Source organism: Streptomyces lycii, assembly GCF_009735685.1.
Classification (GTDB): Bacteria; Actinomycetota; Actinomycetes; order Streptomycetales; family Streptomycetaceae; genus Streptomyces; species Streptomyces lycii.
In genome coordinates this window covers 1-23,904 of the sequence record NZ_WHPN01000077.1, presented here as the reverse complement: position 1 = coordinate 23,904, position 23,904 = coordinate 1, and the positions used below count along the sequence as shown (strand labels likewise).

At 75.3% G+C, this 23,904-nt stretch carries 21 protein-coding genes and 1 pseudogene; 8 read left to right on the top strand and 14 right to left on the bottom strand.

Translation table 11 applies throughout. From position 1 onward, the window contains the following. Window positions 1-450 precede the first annotated feature (450 nt). Together GCU69_RS04000 and sigE are read right to left on the bottom strand one after the other, a co-directional pair. Entirely contained in the window at window positions 451-1,422 is a 972-nt protein-coding gene (locus tag GCU69_RS04000; protein ID WP_098749924.1) for an anti-sigma factor family protein, read from the bottom strand. Beyond that, entirely contained in the window at window positions 1,419-2,216 is a 798-nt protein-coding gene (gene sigE / locus GCU69_RS03995) for an RNA polymerase sigma factor SigE (protein WP_098749923.1), read from the bottom strand. The genes GCU69_RS04000 and sigE overlap by 4 nt, the downstream gene beginning before the upstream one ends. A 144-nt stretch (window positions 2,217-2,360) precedes the next feature. On the opposite strand from sigE, the gene GCU69_RS03990 reads away from it, so the two are divergent. After that, on the top strand, window positions 2,361-3,026 hold the full coding sequence (locus GCU69_RS03990; protein WP_098749922.1) for an O-methyltransferase: 666 nt from the start codon (window positions 2,361-2,363) through the stop codon (window positions 3,024-3,026). Window positions 3,027-3,294: 268 nt separating this feature from the next. On the opposite strand, the gene GCU69_RS03985 is transcribed toward GCU69_RS03990, so the two are convergent. Next, a complete protein-coding gene (locus tag GCU69_RS03985; RefSeq protein ID WP_003966491.1) occupies window positions 3,295-3,462 on the bottom strand; it encodes a DUF3117 domain-containing protein in 168 nt (55 codons plus the stop codon). Window positions 3,463-3,804: 342 nt separating this feature from the next. Between GCU69_RS03985 and chcB the strand changes: the two genes are divergently transcribed. Further along, window positions 3,805-4,605, top strand: a complete 801-nt coding sequence (gene chcB / locus GCU69_RS03980; protein ID WP_156205137.1) for a 2-cyclohexenylcarbonyl CoA isomerase — start codon at window positions 3,805-3,807, stop codon at window positions 4,603-4,605. A 246-nt stretch (window positions 4,606-4,851) separates the two neighbouring features. Here chcB and GCU69_RS03975 read toward each other — a convergent pair whose 3' ends face one another. After that, complete coding sequence (locus GCU69_RS03975; protein WP_156205136.1) at window positions 4,852-5,469, bottom strand: DNA-3-methyladenine glycosylase I; 618 nt, start codon at window positions 5,467-5,469, stop codon at window positions 4,852-4,854. A gap of 611 nt (window positions 5,470-6,080) precedes the next feature. Continuing rightward, a pseudogene (locus tag GCU69_RS33425) lies at window positions 6,081-6,497 on the bottom strand (DivIVA domain-containing protein); the annotation flags it as partial. A 333-nt stretch (window positions 6,498-6,830) separates the two neighbouring features. On the opposite strand from GCU69_RS33425, the gene folP reads away from it, so the two are divergent. Continuing rightward, complete coding sequence (folP, locus tag GCU69_RS03965) at window positions 6,831-7,643, top strand: dihydropteroate synthase (protein WP_176604518.1); 813 nt, start codon at window positions 6,831-6,833, stop codon at window positions 7,641-7,643. 231 nt (window positions 7,644-7,874) lie between these two features. Here the strand turns inward: folP and GCU69_RS03960 are convergent, their stop codons facing one another. After that, the gene (locus GCU69_RS03960; RefSeq protein ID WP_098755079.1) at window positions 7,875-8,654 is read right to left on the bottom strand and encodes an LOG family protein; all 780 of its coding nucleotides are present in this window, start codon (window positions 8,652-8,654) and stop codon (window positions 7,875-7,877) included. 140 nt (window positions 8,655-8,794) lie between these two features. Beyond that, window positions 8,795-9,874, bottom strand: coding sequence for a succinyl-diaminopimelate desuccinylase (gene dapE, locus GCU69_RS03955; protein WP_098755078.1), 1,080 nt, complete (start codon window positions 9,872-9,874; stop codon window positions 8,795-8,797). A 57-nt stretch (window positions 9,875-9,931) separates the two neighbouring features. Between dapE and GCU69_RS03950 the strand changes: the two genes are divergently transcribed. Together GCU69_RS03950 and GCU69_RS03945 are read left to right on the top strand one after the other, a co-directional pair. After that, a complete protein-coding gene (locus tag GCU69_RS03950) occupies window positions 9,932-10,906 on the top strand; it encodes a hypothetical protein (protein ID WP_098755080.1) in 975 nt (324 codons plus the stop codon). A 300-nt stretch (window positions 10,907-11,206) separates the two neighbouring features. Then, complete coding sequence (locus GCU69_RS03945) at window positions 11,207-11,743, top strand: ATP-binding protein (RefSeq protein ID WP_098755077.1); 537 nt, start codon at window positions 11,207-11,209, stop codon at window positions 11,741-11,743. A 172-nt stretch (window positions 11,744-11,915) separates the two neighbouring features. On the opposite strand, the gene dapC is transcribed toward GCU69_RS03945, so the two are convergent. Then, window positions 11,916-13,013, bottom strand: a complete 1,098-nt coding sequence (gene dapC / locus GCU69_RS03940; RefSeq protein WP_098755076.1) for a succinyldiaminopimelate transaminase — start codon at window positions 13,011-13,013, stop codon at window positions 11,916-11,918. 200 nt (window positions 13,014-13,213) lie between these two features. Next, window positions 13,214-13,534, bottom strand: coding sequence for a ferredoxin (gene fdxA / locus GCU69_RS03935; RefSeq protein ID WP_018089397.1), 321 nt, complete (start codon window positions 13,532-13,534; stop codon window positions 13,214-13,216). Window positions 13,535-13,674: 140 nt separating this feature from the next. On the opposite strand from fdxA, the gene GCU69_RS03930 reads away from it, so the two are divergent. Further along, window positions 13,675-14,775 carry a GNAT family N-acetyltransferase gene (locus tag GCU69_RS03930; protein ID WP_098755075.1) on the top strand — a complete coding sequence of 367 codons (1,101 nt, stop codon included), beginning with the start codon at window positions 13,675-13,677 and terminating at the stop codon, window positions 14,773-14,775. 17 nt (window positions 14,776-14,792) lie between these two features. Further along, complete coding sequence (locus GCU69_RS03925; protein WP_098755074.1) at window positions 14,793-15,632, top strand: transglutaminase family protein; 840 nt, start codon at window positions 14,793-14,795, stop codon at window positions 15,630-15,632. A gap of 66 nt (window positions 15,633-15,698) precedes the next feature. On the opposite strand, the gene GCU69_RS03920 is transcribed toward GCU69_RS03925, so the two are convergent. The 4 genes from GCU69_RS03920 to GCU69_RS03905 form a co-directional block, all read right to left on the bottom strand. Next, window positions 15,699-17,816 (bottom strand): peptidoglycan binding domain-containing protein, encoded by a 2,118-nt coding sequence (locus GCU69_RS03920; protein ID WP_156205134.1) that lies wholly within the window; start codon window positions 17,814-17,816, stop codon window positions 15,699-15,701. A 200-nt stretch (window positions 17,817-18,016) separates the two neighbouring features. After that, on the bottom strand, window positions 18,017-18,385 hold the full coding sequence (locus GCU69_RS03915; protein ID WP_156205133.1) for a DUF6113 family protein: 369 nt from the start codon (window positions 18,383-18,385) through the stop codon (window positions 18,017-18,019). Continuing rightward, window positions 18,382-19,482, bottom strand: coding sequence for an N-acetyl-1-D-myo-inositol-2-amino-2-deoxy-alpha-D-glucopyranoside deacetylase (mshB, locus tag GCU69_RS03910; protein ID WP_156205132.1), 1,101 nt, complete (start codon window positions 19,480-19,482; stop codon window positions 18,382-18,384). The genes GCU69_RS03915 and mshB overlap by 4 nt, the downstream gene beginning before the upstream one ends. Window positions 19,483-19,541: 59 nt before the next feature. Then, window positions 19,542-19,736 carry a DUF2304 family protein gene (locus GCU69_RS03905; RefSeq protein ID WP_098755070.1) on the bottom strand — a complete coding sequence of 65 codons (195 nt, stop codon included), beginning with the start codon at window positions 19,734-19,736 and terminating at the stop codon, window positions 19,542-19,544. Between the two features lie 243 nt (window positions 19,737-19,979). Here GCU69_RS03905 and GCU69_RS03900 point away from each other — a divergent pair, with 243 nt between their 5' ends. After that, window positions 19,980-22,100, top strand: coding sequence for a S9 family peptidase (locus GCU69_RS03900; RefSeq protein WP_156205131.1), 2,121 nt, complete (start codon window positions 19,980-19,982; stop codon window positions 22,098-22,100). A gap of 228 nt (window positions 22,101-22,328) precedes the next feature. Here GCU69_RS03900 and GCU69_RS03895 read toward each other — a convergent pair whose 3' ends face one another. Continuing rightward, on the bottom strand, window positions 22,329-23,450 hold the full coding sequence (locus tag GCU69_RS03895) for a hypothetical protein (RefSeq protein WP_098755068.1): 1,122 nt from the start codon (window positions 23,448-23,450) through the stop codon (window positions 22,329-22,331). Between the last annotated feature and the right edge of the window lie 454 nt (window positions 23,451-23,904).

Sequence of the window (23,904 nt, the reverse complement as noted above, 5' to 3'; positions counted from 1 at the left end):
TGCGGCCTCGCGGACTCCGGCGGCGTACCGGAGGCCTGTGGCGCGCCCCCGGACCCGGACCCCGGCCCCGCACCAGGCCCGGTCGCGGTCCCCGTTCCGGTCCCGCCGGATGCCGGCCCGGCCGGTACGGCACCCGTGGACGCCGCCCCGCCGGACGGGGTCTCGGCGGCCTCCGTCTCCGCGCCTGTGGCGGGCCGGTCCCCGGGAGCACCGGTGGCTGCCCCGGCTTCCTGCGGTGCCGCGCCGGGCTTCCCGGCCCGGGCGGCCGGGCCCCGATGCGGCCGGCTCCACCATGTCGCCCTCGGCCCGGTGGCCTTCCCCTCGTCCATGCTCTCCCCATTGTTCGCCCGCGGCGCGGGCCGCTCGCCCTCTCGGGCGGTTCAACCTTGCGGGCGATTCAACCAGTTCCGCACCGGCGGGCGAAGGAGTGTGCCCGGCACCGGCCGCCGGTCAGCGCCCGCCGAGCGGCGGCGAGACGGGCACGCCCGAGGCTCCGACCAGCGGCGCGGCCCGGTTCCCGGCCGCTTCGCGGGGGGCCGAGGGCGCCGCGTGCACCGTCGGGGCCGGGGATGCCGGCTTCTCGGAGAGGAACATGTCGGCGGAGGCTCCGCCCCGCCCGGCCGCGGGCCAGGCGATCAGCGGGGAGATCACGGCGCCCGCAGGCAGCATCAACGAGATCGGCTGCGGGTGGGTCGTGGCGGTGGGAACCGGGGCGGACCGGCCGCCGGTGCTCCGGGCGCCGCCGGAGCGGGCGGTGTCCTCGCCGGCCGGCCCGGCGAACACCTCGGTGTTCCCGGCGGGGGTCGCGCGGATCGGGGTGGTGGCGGGGCCGGCGCCCTCGCTGCGCTTCGACGCCGTCTCCACGGCCGCCTCCAGCGGCAGCGCGCCGCCGAGGGCCAGCGCCGCCAGCGACACGGCACCGGCCGCGGCGAACGCGAAGCGGCGCCCGCGCTGGGCGTTGCCCCGCTGCACGGCGGCGGCACCGGGGAAGCGCCCGGTGTCATGGATGCGGAATCCGCTCTGCCGGACGGCGCCGACGACGTCCGTCACGGCCCGCGCCCGGTGGTCCCGGCCGCCGGGGAGATAGCTGACGGAGTTCCGGCCGCCGGGCAGCCCGCCGCCGAAGCCGCCGAAGCTGTCGGGGCCGCCCGGGCCGCCGAAGGGGTCGTCGCGGCGGCCGTCACCGCCCGGCAGGCCCTGGAGCCGGGCGAGCAGGCCCTCGGAGGGCGGCGGGGGCGCGCTCTCGGCGAAGACGCTCTTGAGCCGCCGCTGTGCGTCGGCCTCGGCCTTGCACTTGCAGCAGGTCGCGAGGTGGGCGAGCACCCGTTCCCGCGTGTCGTGGCCGAGCTCTCCGTCGACCAGCGCGGCGAGTCGGTCGCCCAGATGCTGCTCGGCGTGGCTCGTACGGTCGGATCCGGTCACGCCGTCCCGACCTCTCCTTCACGGCCGCCGTTCGCACCGGCGGTGCCCGCGCCGGCGAACGCCTGCTCCTCCGCACGGGCGGCCGGCGCCCGGTGCTGGAGGGCCTTGCGCAGATGCGAGCGGCCCCGGTGGATACGGCTGCGCACGGTGCCGAGCTTCACGCCGAGGGTCGCGGCGATCTCCTCGTACGACAGGCCCTCGATGTCACAGAGCACCACGGCCGCGCGGAACTCCGGTGCCAGGGTGTCCAGCGCCTGCTGCACGTCGGCGTCGAAGTGCGCGTCGTGGAAATGCTGCTGCGGGGAGGGCTCACGGCTGGGGAGCCGCTCGGCGGCGTCGTCCCCGAGGGCGTCGAAGCGGATGCGCTGCCGGCGGCGGACCATGTCCAGGAAGAGATTCGTGGTGATCCGGTGCAGCCAGCCCTCGAAGGTGCCGGGGGTGTAGGTCGACAGGGAGCGGAAGACCCGTACGAAGACCTCCTGGGTGAGGTCCTCGGCGTCGTGCTGGTTGCCCGTGAGCCGGTAGGCCAGGCGGTAGACCCGCGCGCTGTGGGTGCTGACGATCTCCTCCCATGTGGGAGGCGTCCACGCGGGCGCGTCCCCTTCCCCGCCGAACGACGCCGTGCTCGAGAAGGTCGCGGTGGATTCGGCGGCCGGGGTGGATCGGTCAGCGGTGTCGGTCACGGATTTCGGCTCACCGGCGGACCTGCGGAAGCGGCTGAGCACTCCCCGGTCACCGGCTGAAGCCGCACCTCCCCTGTCAGCTCTGGTGGTGTCCAGTAGAGCCCCTACCATATCCGCCTCGCCCGTTAGCTCCGGATAAGCATCTTTGACCCTCTTTTTATTCACCGCTCCCCCGTTCCGTCACCCCGTCCCCGCGGACTTAACGTCCGGTCCCATCGGCAGGTTCCCGGAGGCAACGGATACAGTCACCGTTGCGTGGACTCACGGGGACAGGAGAGGGCCATTACCGGCAACCGGCAGACGAGCTGGGCGTTCGCCGATGCGTTCGTCGCCGAGGACGAGGCGCTGCACTGGGCCCGGGAACGGGCCCGTGAGGCGGGGCTTCGCTCGGTGTCGGCCGGCACCGGCGCCGCTCTGCGGCTGCTTGCCGCGACGGCGGGCGCCAAGGCCATAGCCGAGATCGGCACCGGGACCGGCGTCTCCGGCCTCCACCTGCTGCACGGCATGCGCGCCGACGGAGTCCTCACCACGGTCGACATCGAACCCGAGTGCCAGCAGTTCGCCCGGCAGGCCTTCCGGACCGCGGGCTTCGCCGGCAACCGCGCGCGTTTCATCCCGGGCCGCGCGCTCGACGTGCTGCCGCGCCTCGCCGACGGCGGCTACGACCTCGTCTTCTGCGACGGCGACCGTACGGAATACCTCGACTATCTGGGCGAGTCGCTGCGGCTGCTGCGCCCGGGCGGCCTGGTGGCCTTCGAGGGAATCTTCGCCGACGGCCGCACCGTCGACGCCTCGGCCCCGCCCGCCGAGGTCCAGCGGCTGCGGGAGCTGCTGCGGACCGTACGGGAGTCCCAGCTGCTGCTCCCGTCGCTGCTGCCGGTCGGCGACGGCCTGCTCTGCGCGGTCAAGCGCGACCGCTGACCCGCGTCCCGGCGGCCGCCGGGACGGCCCGCGGTGCGCACGCTCCCGCCCGGCCCCCTCACACCCTGCTCCCGCCCGGCCCCGCACACCACTGCTCCCGCCCGGCCCCACGCCCCAGCACGCCCTTTCCCCGCTCCCGGCATCGGGTCCCGAGGTCGCGCCGCCACCGGACGAGCCCCCGGGAGCATGCCGCTGCCCCGGCGGATGCCGCGTACCCGAGGTACACAGCGCCTGCCGGGGCAGCGTTACGAATGTCGCGACCCTGCCTTCAGCCGACGACCTTCTTGAGGGCGTCGCCGAGCGCGTCGGCCTCGTCGGGTGTCAGCTCGACGACGAGACGACCGCCGCCTTCGAGCGGAACGCGCATGACGATGCCCCGCCCCTCCTTGGTCACCTCGAGCGGGCCGTCACCCGTTCGCGGCTTCATGGCCGCCATGCTCGTTCCCCTTCCTGAAACCAGCTCACAGTCAGCCGACAGCCCCATGAAAGGCAGCGTCACCGGCATCGAACACATTGCTTCCAGGTCATTATCCCGCATGCCGGGACCCGATGACCAACCTCGGTCGGCATCGCTTGAGCAACATGCTTTCGCAAAACGCGACAATTGGGCGGCGGAACTGCGACACTCCGCCTTTCCGGTCACCCGGACCATTTGACGCAGGTCACATGTCCGCCCGCATGTCCGCCCCGTCGATCTCCGACATGCTGTCACCGAAACCCATGCCAGGGACCGCAGCACCACTGCCGTGCAACAACCCGATACGGAGGAATACCGGCGATGGCCGACACCGTGCTCCACGAGGTGACCGACGGGCTCGCGACGATCACGCTGAACCGTCCCCACGCCATGAACGCCCTCGACACCGAGCTGAAGGAGGCGTTGCGGGACGCCCTGCGCGAGGCCGCGGCGGACCCGGCCGTACGCGCCGTCCTGCTCACCGGCACGGGACGCGCCTTCTGCGTCGGGCAGGACCTCAAGGAGCACGTCAAGCTGCTCGAGGCCGACCGCACGTCCGGCACCGGCCGGACCATGGACACCGTGCGGGAGCACTACAACCCGATCGCCACCGCCATCGCGGAGATGCCGAAGCCCGTGGTGGCCGGGGTCAACGGTGTCGCGGCGGGCGCCGGGGCCGGTTTCGCCTTCGCCGCCGACTACCGGATCGCGGCCGCCACCGCCTCGTTCAACACCTCCTTCACCGGGGTCGCGCTCACCGCCGACTCGGGCGTCTCCTGGACGCTGCCCCGGCTGATCGGCCGCGGGCGTGCCTCGGACCTGCTGCTCTTCCCGCGCAATGTGGGCGCGGCGGAGGCACTGGAGCTGGGCATGGTCAACCGGGTCGTCCCGGAGGACGAACTGGCGGCCGAGGCGGAGGCGGTGGCCCGCCGGCTGGCGTCCGGGCCGACCGTCGCCTACGCGGCCGTCAAGGAGTCGCTGGATCACGGGTCCTGCCACTCCTTCACCGAGACACTCGCCAAGGAGGAGGAACTCCAGGCCCGCGCCGGGGCGTCGGAGGACCACCGGATCGCCGTGGACGCCTTCGTGAAGAAGGGGCAGCCCCGCTACCTCGGCCGCTGAACGGGGTCGCTGCCCCGGGGCCCGGAGCCGGCCCCCGAAACCGGTCGCCGGGGACGGGCCCTGAACCGGGTCCTGCACCGGATTCCCTGCACCGGGCCCCAGCACCGGATCGCGGCACCGGATCGCTGCCGCGCTCCCGGCGCAACCGCCCTCCCGGCCCGCAGGGACGACCGCCGGTACCGGCGCGGGCCGCGCCCCGGAACGCCGGGCCCGGCTCCGGTGTCCCGGCCGCGCCGCCCGGGGCGTTCACACCCGCCCGAGGCTCCTCGCCGTGCAGTCCGCGAGATGGTCGTTCACCAGGCCGCACGCCTGCATCAGCGCGTACGCCGTCGTCGGCCCGACGAACCGGAAGCCACGCTTCTTGAGTTCCTTGGCGAGCGCCTTCGACTCGGGAGTCGTCGCGGGCACGTCCCCGAGGCCGCGCGGCGCCTCCCGGCCCTCCGCGTCCGGGGCGTACGACCAGATCAGCCGGTCCAGCTCCCCCTCCGGCCAGCCGGCCGCGACCCGGGCGTTGCCCACCGCCGCCTCGATCTTCGCCCGGTTCCGGATGATCCGGGTGTCGGTCAGCAGCCGCTCGACGTCCTGCTCGGTGAACTCGGCGACCGCCGCGATCCGGAAGCCCTCGAACGCGGCCCGGAACCCCTCGCGGCGGCGGAGGATGGTGAGCCAGGACAGCCCGGACTGGAAGGCCTCCAGGCACAACCGCTCGAAGAGCGCGTCGTCACCGCGCACCGGGCGGCCCCACTCGTTGTCGTGGTAGGCGACGTACTCCTCGGCCGAGAGACCCCAGGGGCAGCGCGGCAGCCCGTCCGGGCCGGGCAGCGGGCCGCCCTGCGGCGCGGGTTCGGAAGCGGGCCCGGTCATGCCTGCCCTCCGTCGCCCGCCGCGGGCCGTCCGTGCGTGCCGGGACGCCGGTCCCGGGCCTCGTCGTCCCGCTGCCCGGATCCGTCCGGGTCCGCGGCTCCGGTCCCGTCCGCGGGACGCGTCCCCTCCGCCGGGCCGCCGCTCGCGTGCGCGGAATCCCTCCCGTCCGCCGGACCGCCGGTGACGGCACCCGGAACGCCGTGCGCTCCGGGCTCCCCGCCTCCGGTCCCCTCCCGGTCCGTGAACCCGTCCGCGCTCCGGCCGCCCGCGGCGCCCCGGCCGCGGGCGGAGTCCGCCCCCGGCCCGGCGTCCGGCCCGGGCCGGTCCTCCGAGGCGGCGCCCCGGGCGGCGGCGTCGGCAGCGTGCCCGGCAGCCGCGTCTCCCGCGGCGGCGCCTCCGTCCCGGTCCGTTGCCTGCCGGTCCGTCGCCTGCCTGTCGGTGCCCCGCCTGCCCGTGGCGTCCCCGTCCGCAATATCCCGGTCCACCATCCCTCTGTCCGTAAAGTCCGTAACATCCGCTACATCCGGGGTGCTCGGGGCGGTGTGTCCGCCGGAGCCCGCCGCGCCCTTCGTCCCGCCGGGCTCCCGCCCGGCCGGACCCGCGCCCTCCGCACCGGTCCGCGCGTCCCCGGTGGCGGTCGCCCCGGCCGCCGGTCCCGGCGCTCCGTTGTCCGAACCGCGCGCGACGCCGCCCTCGCGGAGCAGGTCCGGCCCGCCCAGCGCGGCGGCCTGCGCTCCCGCCAGCGCCGATTCCAGCTCGGCGATCCGGGCGTCCCGCTCGGCGAGTTCGGCGCCGAGCCGGCCGAGCACGTCGTCGACGTCGGCCATGCGGTAACCGCGCGGGACGACCGCGAAGCGCACGGTCTCCACGTCCGCGCGGCCCAGCGGCCGGGAGGCGGGCAGCGGGTCGTACAGCCGGTCCGGCTGCGCCTCCGGCAGCGCCGCTCCGTCGTCGCCGCCGACCACGGCCAGCGTCACCGCGGCGACCACCGCGACGAGTGCGATGAGCAAGAACCAGAACACGACCATCTCCCGTAGTCCGTACAGTCCGTCAGCCCGGACGTCAGAGGACGATCGTGCCACGCCCCGCCGACAAGCGGTCCGGGCACCGGCCCGGCACCACCCGGAACCCGCGCCCCGGCCGCCCCGGGCGGTGTCCGCGCCGCCGCCGTGGCCGCGCGGCTGCGGGCGATTAAGGTCGGTGCGGGCCACCGTGACTCCCGGGACCGCCGGGGCGGGTGGCCCGCCGACATGGCAGCCGTCCGCCGCGGACGGTGCCCGCCGCCCGTCCGGGCGGCCCTGAGGAGGTGTGTGGTGCTGCGGCTGGGGACCCGCGAGTTCGGCGAACACGAGCCGGTGATCATGGCGATCGTGAACCGGACGCCCGACTCGTTCTACGACCAGGGCTCGACCTTCCGGGACGAGCCGGCCCTGGCCCGGGTCGAGCGGGCGGTGGCCGAGGGCGCCGCGATCATCGACATAGGCGGTGTCAAGGCGGGCCCCGGCGACGAGGTGTCCGCCGAGGAGGAGGCGCGGCGCACGGTCGGCTTCGTGGCCGAGGTGCGGCGGCGCCACCCGGACGTGGTGATCAGTGTCGACACCTGGCGGCACGAGGTGGGAGAGGCCGTCTGCGAGGCGGGCGCGGATCTCCTCAACGACGCGTGGGGCGGCGTGGATCCGCGGCTGGCGGAGGTGGCGGCCCGCCGGGGCGCGGGGCTCGTCTGCACACACGCGGGCGGCGCGGAGCCCCGTACCCGCCCGCACCGCGTCGGGTACGAGGACGTGATGGCCGACATCCTGCGGGTCACCACCGGTCTCGCGGAGCGCGCCGCGGAGCTGGGCGTGCGCCGCGACGCGATCCTCATCGACCCGGGTCACGACTTCGGGAAGAACACCCGGCACTCGCTGGAGGCCACCCGCCGGCTGGGCGAGATGACGGCCACGGGCTGGCCCGTGCTCGTCTCGCTGTCCAACAAGGACTTCGTCGGCGAGACGCTCGACCAGCCGGTCAAGCAGCGGCTCACCGGCACGCTGGCGACGACGGCGGTGTCGGCGTGGCTGGGCGCCCGGGTCTACCGGGTGCACGAGGTCGCGGAGACCCGCCAGGTGCTCGACATGGTCGCGTCCATCGCGGGCGACCGGCCGCCGGCCGTGGCCCGCCGCGGACTCGCCTAGGCCCCCTCGGAAGCCGACCGGGAACCGGCCGGGAGCCGACCGCCGGATCTCCGCGACGGCCGCGGAGATCCGGCCGCACCGGCCGGGACCCCGGCACCCGCCGGACCCGGGGACCCGTGGACCCCGGCACCCGCCGGACCCCGGCGCGAACCACCAGCCCCGGCGCGAAACCCCGCCCCGGCGCGGGCCCCGCTCCCCGGTGCCCCGCCCCCGGCAGCCCCCGGGCCGCCGTCAGTTCTGCCCGGTCTCCTTGCTGACCAGGGCCACGGCCTCGTCGACGTCGTCGGTGAGGTGGAACAGCTCCAGGTCCTTCTCGGCCGCCCGGCCCGAGCCGATGAGGGTGCTCTCCACCCAGTCGACCAGGCCCTTCCAGTACGACGTACCGAACAGGACGATCGGGAAGCGGGTGACCTTGCGGGTCTGCACCAGGGTCAGCGCCTCGAACAGCTCGTCCAGCGTGCCGAGCCCGCCCGGCAGCACGACGAAGCCCCGCGCGTACTTCACGAACATCGTCTTGCGGACGAAGAAGTAGCGGAAGTTCACGCCGATGTCGACGTACTCGTTGAGCCCCTGTTCGAAGGGCAGCTCGATGCCGAGGCCCACGGAGACGCCGCCCGCCTCGCACGCGCCCTTGTTCGCCGCCTCCATCGCGCCGGGGCCGCCGCCGGTGATGACGGCGAAACCGGCCTCGGCCAGCGCCCGGCCGACCCGCACCCCGTGCTCGTAGTCCTCGGAGCCGACCGGGATCCGGGCGGAGCCGAAGACGCTGATGGCCGGGGGGAGTTCCGCGAGAGTGCCGAAGCCCTCGACGAACTCCGACTGGATGCGCATGACCCGCCACGGGTCCTGGTGCACCCACTCCGTCGGCCCCTGGGGCGAGTCGAGCAGCCGCTGGTCGGTCGTCGTCGGCTGGACCATGCCGCGCCGGCGCGTCACCGGTCCCATCCGCTGCTCTCCGCGGGCCCGCGCTTCCTCGGCGTTCGTCACGGCAGCTCCTTCCGCAGGGGACATCCTCCCCGCCCTTGTGCCCCGGGCGGGAGGATCTTCGCTGATCAGCCTAAGCCTCCGGACGTTACGGAGAGGGGAACTGCGGCGGGACGGGCGGCTTCGGCGGGACGGGCACCCGGGCCGCGGGGGGCGGGGCCCGGGGCTCAGGACGTCAGCCAGGCCCGGAGCCGGTCCTCGCAGTGGTTGATCCGCGAGGCGAGCACCCGCTCGTCCCGCTTGTGCGCGAGCAGCGACGCCCCGGGGCCGTAGTTGACGGCCGGGACGCCCAGCGCGCTGAACCGCGAGACGTCCGTCCAGCCGAACTTGGGCAGCGCCCGGCCCCCGACCGCCTCCATGAACGCCGCGGCGGCGGGGTGGGACAGGCCCGGCAGCGCGCCGCCCGTGTGGTCGGCGACGGTGAACTCGGCCACGCCGCAGTCCGCGAAGACCTCGCGGACGTGCGCCACCGCCTCCTCCTCGCTCCGGTCCGGGGCGTAACGGAAGTTGACGGTCACCGTGCAGGAGTCGGGGATGACATTGGTGGCCACGCCGCCCTCGATGCCGACGGCGTTCAGGCCCTCGCGGTATTCGAGGCCGTCGATCACGGCCCGCCGCGGCCGGTACGCCGCCAGCCGCTCCAGGATCGGCGCGGCGGCGTGGATCGCGTTGGACCCCATCCAGGAGCGGGCGGAGTGGGCCCGCTCGCCCTCGGTGCGCAGCAGGACCCGCAGGGTGCCCTGGCAGCCGCCCTCGACCTCGGCGTCGGAGGGTTCGAGGAGCACCGCGAAGTCCCCGTCCAGCCAGTCGGGGCGGGCCTCGGCGACATGGCCGAGACCGTTGAGGTGCGCGGCGACCTCTTCCTGGTCGTAGAAGACGAACGTCAGGTCGCGGTTGGGCTCGGGGACGGTGGCGGCGATCCGCAGCTGGACGGCGACGCCCGACTTCATGTCGCAGGTACCGCAGCCCCACAGCACCCCGTCCTCGTCCAGCCGGGAGGGCACGTTGTCCGCGATGGGCACGGTGTCGAGGTGCCCCGCGAGGACGACCCGCTCCGGGCGCCCGAGGTTCGTCCGGGCGACGACGTTGTTCCCGTACCGGTCGACGGTGAGGTGCGGCAGGGCACGCAGGGCCGACTCGACCGCGTCGGCCAGGGCCTTCTCCTGGCCGCTCGGGGACGGGATGTCCACCAGGCGGGCGGTGAGCGTGGCGGCGTCCAGGGACAGGTCGAGTGTGGGCTGTTCCATGCCGTGACCCTAACCGGTCGGCCGTACGGCCCGGCGGTCGCCCGGTACCGTGTGCGCGTGCCCCGAAAGACCACGTCCTCTGCCCTTCGCGGCCGTCTGCTGCGCGCCCTCGCGGCCTGTGCCGTGCTGCTCGCCCTGGCCGGTTATCTGGTGGTGCACTTCTCCTCGGCCGGTCCGGGGGCGCCCCGGTGCACGGTGCGGGGCGACGGCAAGGACGGCTCCCGTTACGAACTCGACCCGGAACAGGCCGTGAACGCCGCCACCATCGAGGCGGTCGGCTCCTCCCGGGGGCTGCCGGAGCGGGCCGTCACCATCGCGCTGGCGACCGCCATGCAGGAGTCCGGGCTGCGCAACATCGACTACGGCGACCGGGATTCGGTGGGTCTGTTCCAGCAGCGCCCGACCCAGGGCTGGGGAACCGTCGAGGAGATCATGGACCCGGTGTACGCGGCCGGGAAGTTCTACGACCACCTGGTCGAGGTCCCCGGCTACTCCCGGCTGCCGCTGACCGTGGCGGCGCAGAAGGTGCAGCGCAGCGGCTATCCGCAGGCGTACGCCAAGCACGAGCCGGACGCGGCGCTGCTCAGCTCGGCGCTGACGGGCCGCCTCCCGCAGGCCCTGAGCTGCACGACGGGCCGCGCCGCCGAGCCCGGGAACCCCGCTCTGGTGCGGGAGAAGCTGCGCCGGGACTTCGGCCGGGACGTGCTCGCGGGCGGGCCGGAGCGGGCGGACGGGGCGGACGCCTCAGGGCAGGGCGGCGGCGCCGGGAAGAGCCGGCCGGAGCCCGTGATCGGCGTGCCGGTGCCGGACGGCTCCGGCGCCGGGGGTGCCCGGCGCGGCTGGGAGCTGGCGCACTGGGCGGTGGCGCACGCCTCCGAGCTGGGCATCGCCCAGGTCTCGTACGCGGGCCGGGTGTGGAGCGCGTCGGACTCCGGCGGGGAGTGGCGCGAGGCCGACGGTGGTTTCTCCCCGGCGGGCGGCAGCGGGACGGACCCGGGTTCCGGGACGGTCCTCATCAGCACCGTTCAGTAGTACGGACGATCACTCGCACGGGGGTCCGCTGCCGGTCCGGCGGCACCGGGCGGCCGTGCCTCGAAGACTGTTGGGACATCCGTCACTTCCCTTGCGGGACAAGGGGAGTGACGTTTTTTCAATTCACCACGGAATGCAACATCTGTCGGTTTTGAAGCGATAATTCCACAGGGGTACATTGCCGATTCTTTACCCGGTGAGTCCGCAACCTTCCCCGTCCTCACGCGGTAATCACTGCGTCCGCCCGGCGGACAGCTACACCGTCAGAAACCCGCGTTTCCACTCCGTCAAAGGAGCACAATGTCCCTCCCCTTCACGCGTCGGATCGCCCGCGCCGCGCTGCTGGTCGCAGCGGGCGCAGCTCCCGTTGTCGGCGCGGCCGGCTCGGCGCACGCCGTGGACCTCCCCCAGTCCACCGACCTGGGCGGGGTGAGCAACCTCGACGGCGCGACGCTCGGCAAGACGTTCGACACCACCGCGCAGAACACCAGCGAGCAGGTGGCGGACACCGGCGGCCAGGCCCTCGACGCCACGGTTCCGATGACCGGCGAGATGGTCGGCGCGGTCGGCGCGACGGCCATCCCGGCGGCGCAGAAGGCCGCCGGTGACGCCGCGGGCACCGCCGGCACCCTGGTCGGCGACAGCGCCGAGGCCGCCGCCCGGGCCGGCGGCAGCAGCCTGCCCACCGAGAGCCTCGGCGGCAACACGCTGCCCACCGAGAGCCTGACGCAGGGCAGCCTGCCGACCGACGCCCTCACCACCCAGGGCAACCTGCCCACCCAGGGTCTGACCGGCGCCCCCGGCAGCCTGCTCGGCGGTCTGCCGATCGGCGGCTGAGCAACGCTCGCCCGCCCCTGACACGCGGACGGCCCGGGAAGCCCCGAAAGCTTCCCGGGCCGTCCGCCGTGCGCTGTGGAACGCCCGCCCGGGCCTCCACCCGCCGGCCAGGGACCGGAAAGGGCCGGGAAGCGCCGGGAAAGCGCCCGGGGGCCCGCCGAAGACGTGGCTGTCAGCCGCGCAGCCGCTCCACGGCCGCCGCGACCCGTTCGTCGGACGCCGTCAGCGCGACCCGTACGAACCGGTCACCGGCCGGGCCGTAGAAGTCGCCGGGGGCCACCAGCACACCCCGCTCCGCGAGCGCGCCGACCGTGTCCCAGCACGGCTCGTCCCGGGTCGACCAGAGGTACAGGCTCGCCTCGCTGTGCTCGATCCGGAAGCCGGAGGCCTCCAGCGCGCCCCGCAGCGCCGTGCGCCGCGCGGCGTACCGGGCGCGCTGCTCGGTGACGTGTCCGTCGTCCCCGAGCGCCGCCACCGTGGCCGCCTGGACCGGCGCGGGCACCATCATTCCGCCGTGCTTGCGGATCTTCAGCAGCTCGCCCAGGACCTCGGAGTCACCGGCGGCGAACGCGGCGCGGTAGCCGGCCAGGTTGGAGCGCTTGGACAGCGAGTGCACGGCGACCACCCCGTCGAAGCTGCCCCCGCACACGTCCGGGTGCAGCACGGACACCGGGTCGGCCTCCCAGCCCAGCTCCAGATAGCACTCGTCGCTGAGCACCAGGACACCGTGCTCGCGCGCCCAGCCGACCGCCGCGCGCAGCTCGCCGGCGGAGAGCACCCGCCCGGTCGGGTTGGAGGGCGAGTTCAGCCAGAGGACCCGCAGGCCCTCGGGGTCCAGCTCGGTCGGCTCGTCGTAGACGACCGGCTCGGCACCGGCCAGCCGCGCCCCGACCTCGTACGTCGGATACGCCAGCCGGGGAAAGGCCACCTTGTCGCCCGGCCCCAGGCCCAGCTGGGTCGGCAGCCAGGCCACCAGTTCCTTGGAACCCACCACCGGCAGCACCTCGGTGTGCCGCACGTCCCCGGCACCCAGCCGCCGCCCGACCCAGCCCGTGAGGGCGTCGCGCAGCGCCGCGGTGCCCCACACCGTCGGATAGCCGGGGCTGTCGGACGCGGCGGTGAGGGCCTTGCGGATCACGTCGGGCACCGGGTCCACGGGAGTGCCCACCGACAGGTCGACGATGCCGCCGGGGTGCGCCCGGGCCGTCTCCTTGTACGGTTCGAGCCGGTCCCAGGGGAAGACGGGAAGCCTGGCGGAGACTCCGGGCACGGTGCTCACTTCTCTCGGTGCGGCGGGGCCCGCCGCCGCGGCCGGTACCGCGGGCCGGGGCGGACCGGGGCGGGGAACGGACCGGGCGGGACGGGACGGACGAGGCGGGGCGGCGGGGACGGACGGGGCGGGTCAAACGCCTCGGTCCCGCACGGCGTGGTGCCGTACGGGACCGGAACGGCGCTGCGGCTGCCGCGGACCTACTGGTTCTGCGGCGGCAGCGCGGCGATGAAGGGGTGGTCCCGCTCGATCAGGCCGAGCTTCGAGGCGCCACCGGGCGAACCCAGCTCGTCGAAGAACTCGACGTTCGCCTTGTAGTAGTCCTTCCACTCCTCGGGAGTGTCGTCCTCGTAGAAGATCGCCTCGACCGGGCAGACCGGCTCGCATGCCCCGCAGTCGACGCACTCGTCCGGGTGGATGTACAAGGACCTGGAGCCCTCGTAGATGCAGTCGACGGGGCACTCCTCGATGCACGCCTTGTCCTTGACGTCGACACAAGGCTGCGCGATGACGTAGGTCACGCTGTCGTTCCTCCTCGGTAGGGCCGGCGGACCGGTTGTCGGCTCCGCCGAAAAGCGCGCGGGAGCGCGGCGTCGTCGATGCCCGCGTCTAGTATCTCCGTTCCCGGACCGGACACGAACAGGAGGGGGCGGGCACAGCTGTGGATTTCACCACCGGCGGACGACTCGTCGTCCGAATCACCGCCGCTGACGTGGGCAAAAGGGTATCGGTGCGGCGTCTGGCCGACGGCGCGGGCCCGGCGGAGAAGTTCACGGACACGGTCGGTGTGCTCACATCGTGGGACGCCGGTGTGCTGAGGATCACCCGGAGGTCGGGAGAGACCGTACGCGTCCCGGAGGACACGCTCGTCGCGGGCAAGGTCGTGCCGGACGCCCCCGTCCGCCGCAGGGGCCCCGCCGCGGACGCCGCCGAACTCGTCCGGGCGGGCGCCCGGGCCTGGCCGCCCATCGAGAGCGAGCCGCTCGGCGACTGGCTGCTGCGGGCCTCCGGCGGCTTCACCCGGCGCGCGAACTCGGTGCTGGCCCTCGGCGACCCCGGCATGCCGCTCGACACCGCCCTGCGGCGGGTCACCGGCTGGTACGCGGAGCGGGAGCTGCCCGCGTACCTCCAGGCGGCTCCGGGGGCCGAGGCCGTCGAGGAGGCACTGGCAGGACGGGGCTGGACGCGCGAGGTCGCCGTACGGGTACGGACCGCGGCGCTCGCCCCGCTCGCCGACACGGACGCCGACGCGGCCCCCGACGCGGACGCCGGCGCGCCCAACGGCACCCGGCGCCCCCGAGACGGCTCCGGCACCGGTGGCGGCACCGGAGCGGCCGACGGCGGCGGCACCGGCCGGGTGCGGCTCAGCCGCGACATCGACGCGGCCTGGATGTCCCGCTACCAGCGCTCCGCCGAGCCCTCACCGGAGGCGCTCGCGGTGCTGCGCGGCGGCCCGTCGGTGTGGTTCGCCACCGTCCCCGGCGACGCCGGGGCGCCTCCCGCCGCCATCGGCCGGTGCGTGGTCGACGGGCGCTGGGCCGGCTTCTCGGCCGTGGAGGTCGACCCGGCGGCGCGCCGGCGGGGACTGGCGCGCGCGGTGATGGCGGCGCTCGCCCGGCGCGCCCTGGCGGAGGGCGCCTCCGCCGCGCATCTCCAGGTCGAGGTGGAGAACCGGGCCGCGAACGCGCTCTACGACCGCCTCGGCTTCACCACCCGTCACCTGTACCACCACTGGCGGGCACCGCGGGAGGACGCCCGCTGAGCGGGTACCAGGCAGACATGCACGACACCACCGACAGCCGGCGGCGGTTCGCCGAGGAGGCCCGCGCGGAGCGGCCCGACCTCGCGCTGCTGTGCCTGCTGCTGGCCGCGGAGGCCGACCCGGACCTCGGCGAGGCGGGCATCGACGCGGCACAGATCGAGCTGGACGACCTCGCCGGCCGGCTGCCGTACGCGCCCTCCGGCGGCGCCCGGGGCTGGGCGCGCGCCGTCTCCGCGCTGCTCGGCGAGGAGTGCGGTTTCCACGGCACCCAGGCCGACTACCGGCGGCTGGAGTCCTCGCTGCTGCCCGAGGTGCTGCGGCGCCGCCGGGGCCTGCCGATCCTGCTGTCCGTCGTCTGGATCGAGGTGGCCCGCCGGGCGGGCGCCCCGGTGCACGGTGTGGCGCTGCCCGGCCACTTCGTCGTCGGCTTCGGTGATCCGGCCGCGCCGGACGGACTCGTGCTGGCGGACCCCTTCGCGGCCGGCCGGCCGCTGGACCGGGCCGACGCCGAACTGCTGGTGACCAGCGCGACGGGGGCACCGCCGGACCCGTCGGTGCTGGCCCCGGCCGACCCGCTGGACGTGGTGCTGCGGGTGCTGGGCAACATCCGCGCCTGGGCCGCCGCCCGCCCCGAGCGCAGCGACGTCCAGCTGTGGGCCACGGAGCTGTCGCTGCTGCTGCCGAGCCATCCCGCGCGGCTGCGCCACGAGCGCGCCCAGCTGCTCGTGCGGCGCGGTTCGTACCTCGTCGGGGCCCGGGAGCTGGAGCACTACGCCGATGTGCTGCAGGCCGTGGACCCGGCTGCCGCGGAGACCGTACGGCAGCAGGCGCGGGCCGCCCGGGCGATGCTGAACTGACGGCGGCGGGCCCGGGGCGCGGAATCGCGCTCCGGGCCCGCCGGACCGGGAAGGGGTGCCGCGCGGTTACTGCGGCGCGGTCTCGATGGTGACGATCCGCCCGGCCGGGTCGGTCGACCGCAGCGCCTCGCGCAGCGCGCCCGCGACGTCCTGCGGGGTGACGGGCTTCTTGCTGCCGTCGCCGCGCTCGATCAGCACGCCGTCGAAGACACCGCCGTAGAGGGCCTTGAGGGCCTTCAGGTCGTACGTGTCGACGAGCTTGCCGTTGACCGCCTTCATGGAGAGGAACTTCGGCAGCGAGTTCTCCGGGCTGAAGGAGATCGTGTGGGCGGGGTCGGTCTGGACGGTGACCAGTCCGGACATCGCGGGCTCCGCGAACTCCTTCATCGCCCGGTCGATGTCGGCCTGGTCGATCGTCGGCTGCCGCAGCGAACTCGGCAGCGGCACCGTTTTGTTGGCGCCGCCCTCGGCGCGGGTCCGGTACGCCTGGGAGACGGCGTCGACGGACTTCGCGACATCGAGCGCCTTGTGCGGTTTGCCCGGTATGGCGACGGCCTTGCCGTCGGCGAAGTCGATCCTGCCGTCCTTCTCCGCCTCGGCGGTGCCGCCCAGCTCCTCCAGGGCCGCGGTCAGCTTCTCCTTGTCCGTCTCGATCGCCGGCTCGGCCTCGCGGGACCCCCCGAAGAGCGAACCGATGACGGAGACCGGGTTGTAGTCGCGCCCCGCGGCCTCCCGGACCGTCGTCTCGGTGTCCACATCCAGGCCCACCACGGACGGCTTCAGCTGGTGCTTCTCGGCGCCGACGGCCACCGTCAGCGGCGCGTCGACACGCTTGCCGAGCGCCTTGTCGAGGGTGTCGACGGCCTCTTCCTTGGTGGTGCCGCCGATGTCGACACCGAGCACGGTGGTGCCCGCGGGGACCTCGGAGTGGTCGAGCAGCAGCCCGGCCGCGTACGCGACACCGAGCACGCCGACGACGCCCGCGGCGGCGAGCACGGCCTTCGGGCGGCCCTTCTTCTTCGCGGGCGGAGCCGCGGGAGCGGGCGCCGGGGGCGCGGGCGGCCGGGGAGCGGCCTCCTCGTCGGCGGACGAGCCGGGGGCGAACGGGGAGTCGCCCGTCGGCGGGATCACGTGCAGCCCGCTGACCAGGGTGTCGCTGGAGACGCGCTCGTCCGCGCCGCCGAACTCCGTCTCACCGCCGTACGGCCCGGCGGACCTGCCGGGCGGCGGACCGCCCGCGGCCGGACCCGGCGGGGGCGGCTGCTGCCGCGAGCCGTCCTGCTGCTGGAAGGGGGGCGGCGTGAGCGGCATGTCGCCCTCGGCCGGACCCGTGGTCGGGCCCGAGGGCCCGGGACGGAAGACGGGGTTGGGCCCGGTGCCCGGGCCGCCGCCCGCGCCGGGACGGAAGTCCGCGACCGGGCCGGTGCCGGGTCCGCCGCCCGCGCCCGGGCGGAAGTCCGCGGCGGGCGGTGCGACGGGCCGGTCCAAGCCCTGTCCGGCACCCGGGCGGGGTCCGCCGGGCGGCGGGCCGTCCTGGCCGGGCGCTCCGCCGGGGCGGCGCTGTCCGGCGCCGGGACCGGCGGGCCCGGACGGAGGCGGACTGGAGGGACCGGGGCCGGACGGAGGCGGACCGGAAGGACCGGAACCGGACGGGCCCGGGCCGCCGCGGCCGCCGCCGGGCGACGCCGAAGGCGGCGGTCCCGCCGGGGGCTTGCGCGGCGCGAACCAGTCGCTGGTCTTCTCCCCGCCGCCCTGGCCGCCGCTCCGGCCGGCCGGCTTGCCGCCCTGGTCGGCGGACGCGGTCGCGCCCTTCGGCTCCTCGTCGCGCTGCGCGGGCGCGCCGTGTGCCGGGGCACCGGCGACGGTGCCGGCCGGGGCCGGCGGGCCGGACGCGCCCGGCGTGGTCGCCGACGAACGGTCCTCGACGGGAGTGCGCATGACGACCGGCGGGATGGGCCGGGACCCGGGGATGTTGATTCTGACCCGGGTGGTCAGCGTCGTCTCGGTTTTCGGCTCCTCCGGCTTCGGGGCCTCTCCGGCGTCCGGGGGCTCGGGGGCGTCGTGCTCGCCCTGCGGGTGCAGGGACGGGTACTGCCGCGTCCCGTAGGGCGGGGTGCCCGAGGGGTACGCGGCCCCGCCGTGACCCTGGGGTCCGGAGGACGAAGTGTCAGATTCACGGCTCAAAGCAGGTTCTCCCGGTTGGCTCCGCCGCCCGTAGTACTCGCGCTGGGCCCCTCGGGACCCGGCCCGGGATCACTCCCCGTGCCGGAGGCCGAGGGAGCTCGGCGGCGCGCACCACCATACTGTCCGCCGTCGGCACGCACCCCTCCACCGCCGGATCACCGACCCGGACGGGGCGCGAGGGACCGTTCCCTTGTGGCACGTCACTCGCCAAGTCGGGGCGTACGCGGGCCCGGTGGGGGCAGCGACGGCAGCGTGGCACACATCACAGCGGTCAGCATCCCACCGAGCATGAAGATGTACGAGCCCACACCGGCCCCGAACAGAAAATCGCCCTCCGGCCGGGCCGTGGTCAACAGCAGTACGGCGAGCATCCAGCCGCCGGCCGGCGCCCCGGCTCCGACGCGGGTGCCGGTGGCCTTCGTGCCGCCATAGCAGAGCGCTCCGACGCCGAGCAGCGCGAGCAGCAAACCGCCGGGGAACCAGGCCGCTTGGACGACCGCGCCCGCGACGCCGGTCAGCACGCCGAGCACGGCGAGGCCGGCGTACACCGCGATCCGTCCGGCGCTCACCGCTCCGCTCCGTCCGTCGCGGCGGGCCTGCCCGCATCGGCGGCGCCGTCCGTACCGTCGGCACCGGCGTCCGTCCCCGCGGCCCCGCCCGTCCCGGCAGCTCCGTCCGTCCCCGCGGTCCCGTCGAGCCCGTCGAGCCCGTCGAGCCCGTCGAGCCCGGCGATTCCGGCGATTCCGGCGAACAGATCCGACTCCGGCACGCGCGGTCCGGGCGTGCCGCGCACCAGCCGGTAGTGCTCGGTGGTGAACAGCGGCTGTGCGAGGTCGTTGGAGAGGGCGAAGAACGGGCCGTCGACCGCGATCTGGGTGGCGTGCGCCCGCATCGCCGCCGTCTTCCGGCCGGCGTACGGTGCGCCGTCGACGACGGCGGTGACCTCGCCGTCCTCGACGACGCCCGGCAGGTCGTCCATGCTCGCCGGCCCCCCGAAGGAGTGCCCGGCGGCCCGGAGCTGTTCGAATCCGGCCTCGGCCGCGGACCGGGGCAGGCAGTTCCAGTAGACCTTCGCGATCGTGTGCGGCTCACCGAGGTCCCGGCGGAAGGCGGGCTCCGGCGCGAGCTCCGCGGCGCGCATCGCGACCCGGTGGGCCTGGATGTGGTCGGGGTGGCCGTAACCGCCGTTCGGGTCGTAGGTGACCAGGACCTGCGGGCGGATCTCCCGGATCACCTCGACGAGGTGCGCGGCGGCCTCGTCGGGGTCGGCCCGCCAGAAGGCATCGGGCCGGTCGTTCTGCGCCAGGCCCATCATGCCGGAGTCGCGGTAGCGGCCCTCGCCGCCGAGGAACCGGTGGTCGGTGACGCCGAGTTCCGCCATGGCGGCGGCCAGCTCGCCCACCCGGTACGGGCCGAGGGCGTCCTCCCGGTCCGGGGCCAGATGGGCGAGTTCCGGCGGGATGACCTCGCCCTCCTCGCCGAGGGTGCAGGTCACCAGGGTGACGTGCGCTCCCTCGGCGGCGTATTTGGCCATCGTCGCGCCGTTGTTGATCGTTTCGTCGTCCGGATGCGCGTGCACCAGCAGGATCCGGCGGGCGGGCAGCGGCGCGGGGGACCCCCCGGACCGGGTCCGGGGGAGGTTCCCCGGGGAGGACGGGTCGTTCATGGCTACACCCTACGAGCAGGTGCCGCCCCCGGGCGGACCCGTCGGACCCGCCGGAGCCGTCAGAACTTGAGTCCTCCGATCATCCCGGCGACGTTCGAGGTCACCTCGCTGATGGTCGGGGCCACGGAGGAACTCGCGAGATAGAACCCCAGCAGCATGCAGACCACCGCGTGTCCTGCCTTCAGGCCGGATTTCTTGACCAGCAGGAAGACGATGATCGCCAGCAGCACCACCGCCGAAATCGAGAGTGCCACGGCGGTTCACCTCCAAGTACGTGCGGTCGGGACGGGAGCGGACAGCGACAACGGGCGGGCGCCACGCTGTACTTACCCACTATGCGCAAGAGATCATAACTTTGCGTGCGTACGCATATGCGGGTGCACGGCAGCAGAGGAGGGGCGCACGGGTCGCCCCGCCGACGGGGCCGTTCCGCCCGTGGCGCACCGGGACGGCGCCGCCCCGTGGAAGGCCGTTCCGGGGCACGTAGGGTCGGCCCCATGGACGGACAGCTCTCCTTTCCGCGGCAGCACGCGCGGACCCAGCGCTTCAGCCTCGGCGCGCCGCGATCCTTCACGGTCTCCCCCGACGCCGGCCGCGTCGTCTTCCTTCGGTCGCGCTCCGGTACGGACCGGGCGAACCTCCTGTGGGTGCACGACGTGGACGACGGCGTCGAGCGGATCGCCGCGGACCCCGCCGCGCTGCTCGGCGACCGGGGCGAGGAGCTGTCCGCCGAGGAGCGGGCGCGCCGGGAGCGCAGCCGGGAGGGCTCGGCGGGCGTCGTGGCGTACGCGGTGGACAACGCCGTCGAGCTGGCCGCGTTCGCGCTGTCCGGCCGGCTGTTCGTGGCCGAGCTGCGGGCGGGCACGGCGCGCGAACTGCCCGTCCCCGGCCCGGTGGTGGACCCGCGCCCGTCGCCGGACGGTCGGCACGTCGCGTACGTGTCCGGGGGCGCCCTGCGGGTCGTGGCGGCCGACGGGTCGGGGGACCGGGCGCTGGCCGAGCCGGAGGGCGACGGTGTGACGTACGGGCTCGCGGAGTTCGTGGCGGCCGAGGAGATGGGGCGGCACCGCGGTTTCTGGTGGGCGCCGGAGGGCGACCGGCTGCTGGTGGCCCGGGTGGACGACACACCCGTGCGGCGCTGGTGGATCGCGGATCCGGCGCATCCGGAGCGGGAGCCCGCCCGGGTGGCCTATCCGGCGGCGGGGACGGCCAACGCCGAGGTGACGCTGTCGCTGGTGGACCTGGACGGTGCCGCGCGGCCGGTCGAGTGGGACCGGGCGCGCCATCCGTATCTGGCGCGGGTGCACTGGTCGGCGGCCGGGCCGCCGCTGCTGCTCGCGCAGGCCCGGGACCAGCGCGGCCAGCTGTGCCTGGCGGTGGACACGGACAGCGGGCGGACCCGGATGCTGCACGCCGACGAGGACCCGGTGTGGCTGGAGTTGTTCGGCGGAGTGCCCGCGTGGACGCCCGACGGGCGGCTGGTGCGGATCGCGGACGAGGGCGGGGCGCGGGTGCTGGTGGTGGGCGACCGCCCGCTGACCGGCCCGCAGCTGCACGTCCGGGCGGTGCTCGACATCACCGACGACGACGTGCTGGTCACGGCGTCGGCCGGGCCGGAGGCCGAGGAGCCCGGGACGGGCGAGATCCATGTGCACCGGGTGACCGAGCTGGGGACCGAGCGGATTTCCGAGGGGGTGGGGGTTCATTCGGCGGTGCGCGCGGGCGCGGTCACCGTGCTCGCCTCCACCTCGCCGGAGCGCAGCGGGGCGAGCGTCACCGTCCTGAAGGACGGCAAGCCCGCCGGTTCGATCGCCTCGCACGCGGAGCGCCCGGTGCTCACCGCCCGCGCACAGTTGACGGAGGGGGGCGCACGGCGAATCCCGTGCGCCGTGCTGCTGCCCACCGGCCATCGCGAGGGCGACGGGCCGCTCCCGGTCCTGATGGACCCGTACGGCGGCCCGCACGGCCAGCGGGTCGTCGCGGCGCAGAACGCCCATCTGACCTCGCAGTGGTTCGCCGACCAGGGCTTCGCGGTGATCGTCGCCGACGGCCGCGGTTCCCCGGGCCGCTCCCCCGGCTGGGAGAAGAGCGTCGCGGGCGACATCGCCGGGGTCACCCTGGACGACCAGGTGGAGGCGCTGCACGCGATGGCGGATCGCTTCCCGCTGGACCTGTCCCGGGTCGCGATCCGCGGCTGGTCGTACGGCGGCTATCTGGCGGCCCTGGCCGTGCTGCGCCGCCCCGACGTGTTCCACGCGGGCGTCGCGGGCGCCCCCGTGACGGACTGGCGGCTCTACGACACGCACTACACGGAGCGGTATCTCGGCCACCCGGACGAGCGGCCGGAGGCCTACGCGGCCAACTCCCTCGTCACCGACAAGGGCCTGTCCGGGGCGGCGGAGCAGGTCCGTCCGCTGATGGTGATCCACGGGCTCGCCGACGACAACGTGGTCGCCGCGCACACGCTGCGGCTGTCCTCCGCGCTGCTCGCCGCGGGCCGGCCGCACGAGGTGCTGCCGCTGTCGGGGGTCACCCACATGACCCCGCAGGAGCAGGTGGCCGAGAATCTGCTGCTGCTCCAGGTCGACTTCCTCAAGCGGTCGCTCGGACTGGACTGACGGCGCGCCCGGGCCCGGGGCCCGTCCGCCGTCGCTGCCGACGGCGGACGGGCGTCGTCGTCGCTGCCACCGTCGGCCGTCGCGGCCGGTGGCGGGCGCCGTCACCCGGACACCCGGGCACCCGGATCCGGCCGCCGTCGCGATCGCCGCCGCCGTCGCCGCCGCCGCAACCCTGCGGCTCTGCGGCTCTGCGGCTCTGCGGCTCTCCGGCCCTCCGGCGTCCGTGGCTCACCAGCCGGGCGGCCGGGGCGAGGGTGGTGGCGGGCCGGGCGGCAGGGCGCGCGGAGCCGGCACGGCCGCCTCCCCCGCCCCGGACGGCTCCCGCGGCAGGGACGCGGTCAGCAGCAGCACGAGCGCCCCCGCGAACAGGAGGAACAGCCCGGTCAGCACCTCCAGCAGCTGTTCGGCGGGCAGACTGAACAGCCGGTCGTAGAGCCGGACCCGCAGTTGCGCCGAGAAGGCCGCCACCCCGAGCAGCAGGAACAGCGCGCCCGCGGCCCCCGCCGGCGGCCGTGCGGAGACGGCGCGGGCCACGACGGCGACGGCGGCGGCCAGCGCGAGCGCCACGGCCGTCCACGCGGTCCACGCCGCGGGCGGCTGGAGCAGGGCGTGCAGCTCCCGCGGGCCGCCGGTGAGCTGCCGGGCGTAGGTGTCGCTCCCCCACTCCCGCCACCGGTGGACCTGCCAGCCGGCACCGGCCGCGGCGAGGGCGGTGAGGAGGACGGCGGTGGCGGCCCTGACCGCGGTTCCGCGCGGCCGGGAGCGCTCACCGTCGCCGTACCCCGCCGGCCCGCCGACGGCGGCGCCGAAGCTCACCGGCGGCGCGTAGCCGCCGCCGGGCGTGAACGGCCCGAACCCGGAGGTGACGTACACCTCGGGGCCGGTGGTCACGGGCCCGTCCGGTACGGCCCGGCGCCCCAGCGCCGCGAGGAGCACCAGCGCCAGCCCCAGCAGGAGCCCGCCGGCGGCCGTCAGCAGCGCCGCGTCGCGCAGCCCGGCGCCGGACGGCGGCACCTCGTCGCGGCGGAGTATCCACAGGCCGGGCAGGCGCAGCGCGACCGTGGCGGCCCCGGCCGCGGCGAGGGCCGCGGCGGCGGAGCGGCGCGAGCGGAGTGCCGTCACGCAGGCCGCGGCCTGGACCGTGCACAGGAAGAGGTCGGTGAGCGAGGTGACCGGTACATCACCGCCCGGCCGGACGGGCAGCCCGGCCCAGCTCCACCACAGGTGCCCGGGTTCCGCGGCGGCGGCCAGGTCCCGGACGGTCCAGCCGAGCCCGGTCAGCGCGAGCAGCCCGCAGAGGAGCGCCCCGAGGACGCGGGTGCCGCGCGCAAGTGTCCGCCGTTGCCCCATGGCTGCCGGTTCTCCCCCGCTGCCGCCGCCCGTCGCGTGAACATGTCAGGTTTACCCCGGTCCGCACTCCCGGACAAGACGGCCTGGAGCGCATCAAGATCACCGGAAAGGGGCGGTATCCGGCAGGCCCGGCGGCGCGAGGCACCCACCCCACCGGCCGGCCCGGGGGACGCCGGCCCGACCGGACACCTCCCGACCCACGCCCACAGCCACGCCCACGCGCACGCCCCCGGCCACGCGTACACCCGTAGCCCCAGGCCCGCGCCCGCCCCCACAGCCACGCGCACACCCAGGCCCGCGCCCGCGCCGACAAGACCTCGCGCCCGCACCGGAGACAACGCCGGACACGACACCGGACGCGACAAGGGAGACAGCACCGGGCACGACACCGGACCCGAGACAGGGGACAGGGGACAGCGCCGGACGCAGCGGACAACACCCCGCACCCCGGGCC

Excerpts from the sequence above, each read along its gene's own strand:
- sigE (WP_098749923.1), bottom strand. The coding sequence starts at position 2,216 with ATGGTAGGGGCTCTACTGGACACCACCAGAGCTGACAGGGGAGGTGCG.
- GCU69_RS03985 (WP_003966491.1), bottom strand. The coding sequence starts at position 3,462 with ATGGCGGCCATGAAGCCGCGAACGGGTGACGGCCCGCTCGAGGTGACC.
- chcB (WP_156205137.1), top strand. The coding sequence starts at position 3,805 with ATGGCCGACACCGTGCTCCACGAGGTGACCGACGGGCTCGCGACGATC.
- GCU69_RS03975 (WP_156205136.1), bottom strand. The coding sequence starts at position 5,469 with ATGACCGGGCCCGCTTCCGAACCCGCGCCGCAGGGCGGCCCGCTGCCC.
- folP (WP_176604518.1), top strand. The coding sequence starts at position 6,831 with ATGGCGATCGTGAACCGGACGCCCGACTCGTTCTACGACCAGGGCTCG.
- GCU69_RS03960 (WP_098755079.1), bottom strand. The coding sequence starts at position 8,654 with ATGTCCCCTGCGGAAGGAGCTGCCGTGACGAACGCCGAGGAAGCGCGG.
- dapE (WP_098755078.1), bottom strand. The coding sequence starts at position 9,874 with ATGGAACAGCCCACACTCGACCTGTCCCTGGACGCCGCCACGCTCACC.
- GCU69_RS03945 (WP_098755077.1), top strand. The coding sequence starts at position 11,207 with ATGTCCCTCCCCTTCACGCGTCGGATCGCCCGCGCCGCGCTGCTGGTC.
- GCU69_RS03925 (WP_098755074.1), top strand. The coding sequence starts at position 14,793 with ATGCACGACACCACCGACAGCCGGCGGCGGTTCGCCGAGGAGGCCCGC.
- mshB (WP_156205132.1), bottom strand. The coding sequence starts at position 19,482 with ATGAACGACCCGTCCTCCCCGGGGAACCTCCCCCGGACCCGGTCCGGG.
- GCU69_RS03900 (WP_156205131.1), top strand. The coding sequence starts at position 19,980 with ATGGACGGACAGCTCTCCTTTCCGCGGCAGCACGCGCGGACCCAGCGC.
- GCU69_RS03895 (WP_098755068.1), bottom strand. The coding sequence starts at position 23,450 with ATGGGGCAACGGCGGACACTTGCGCGCGGCACCCGCGTCCTCGGGGCG.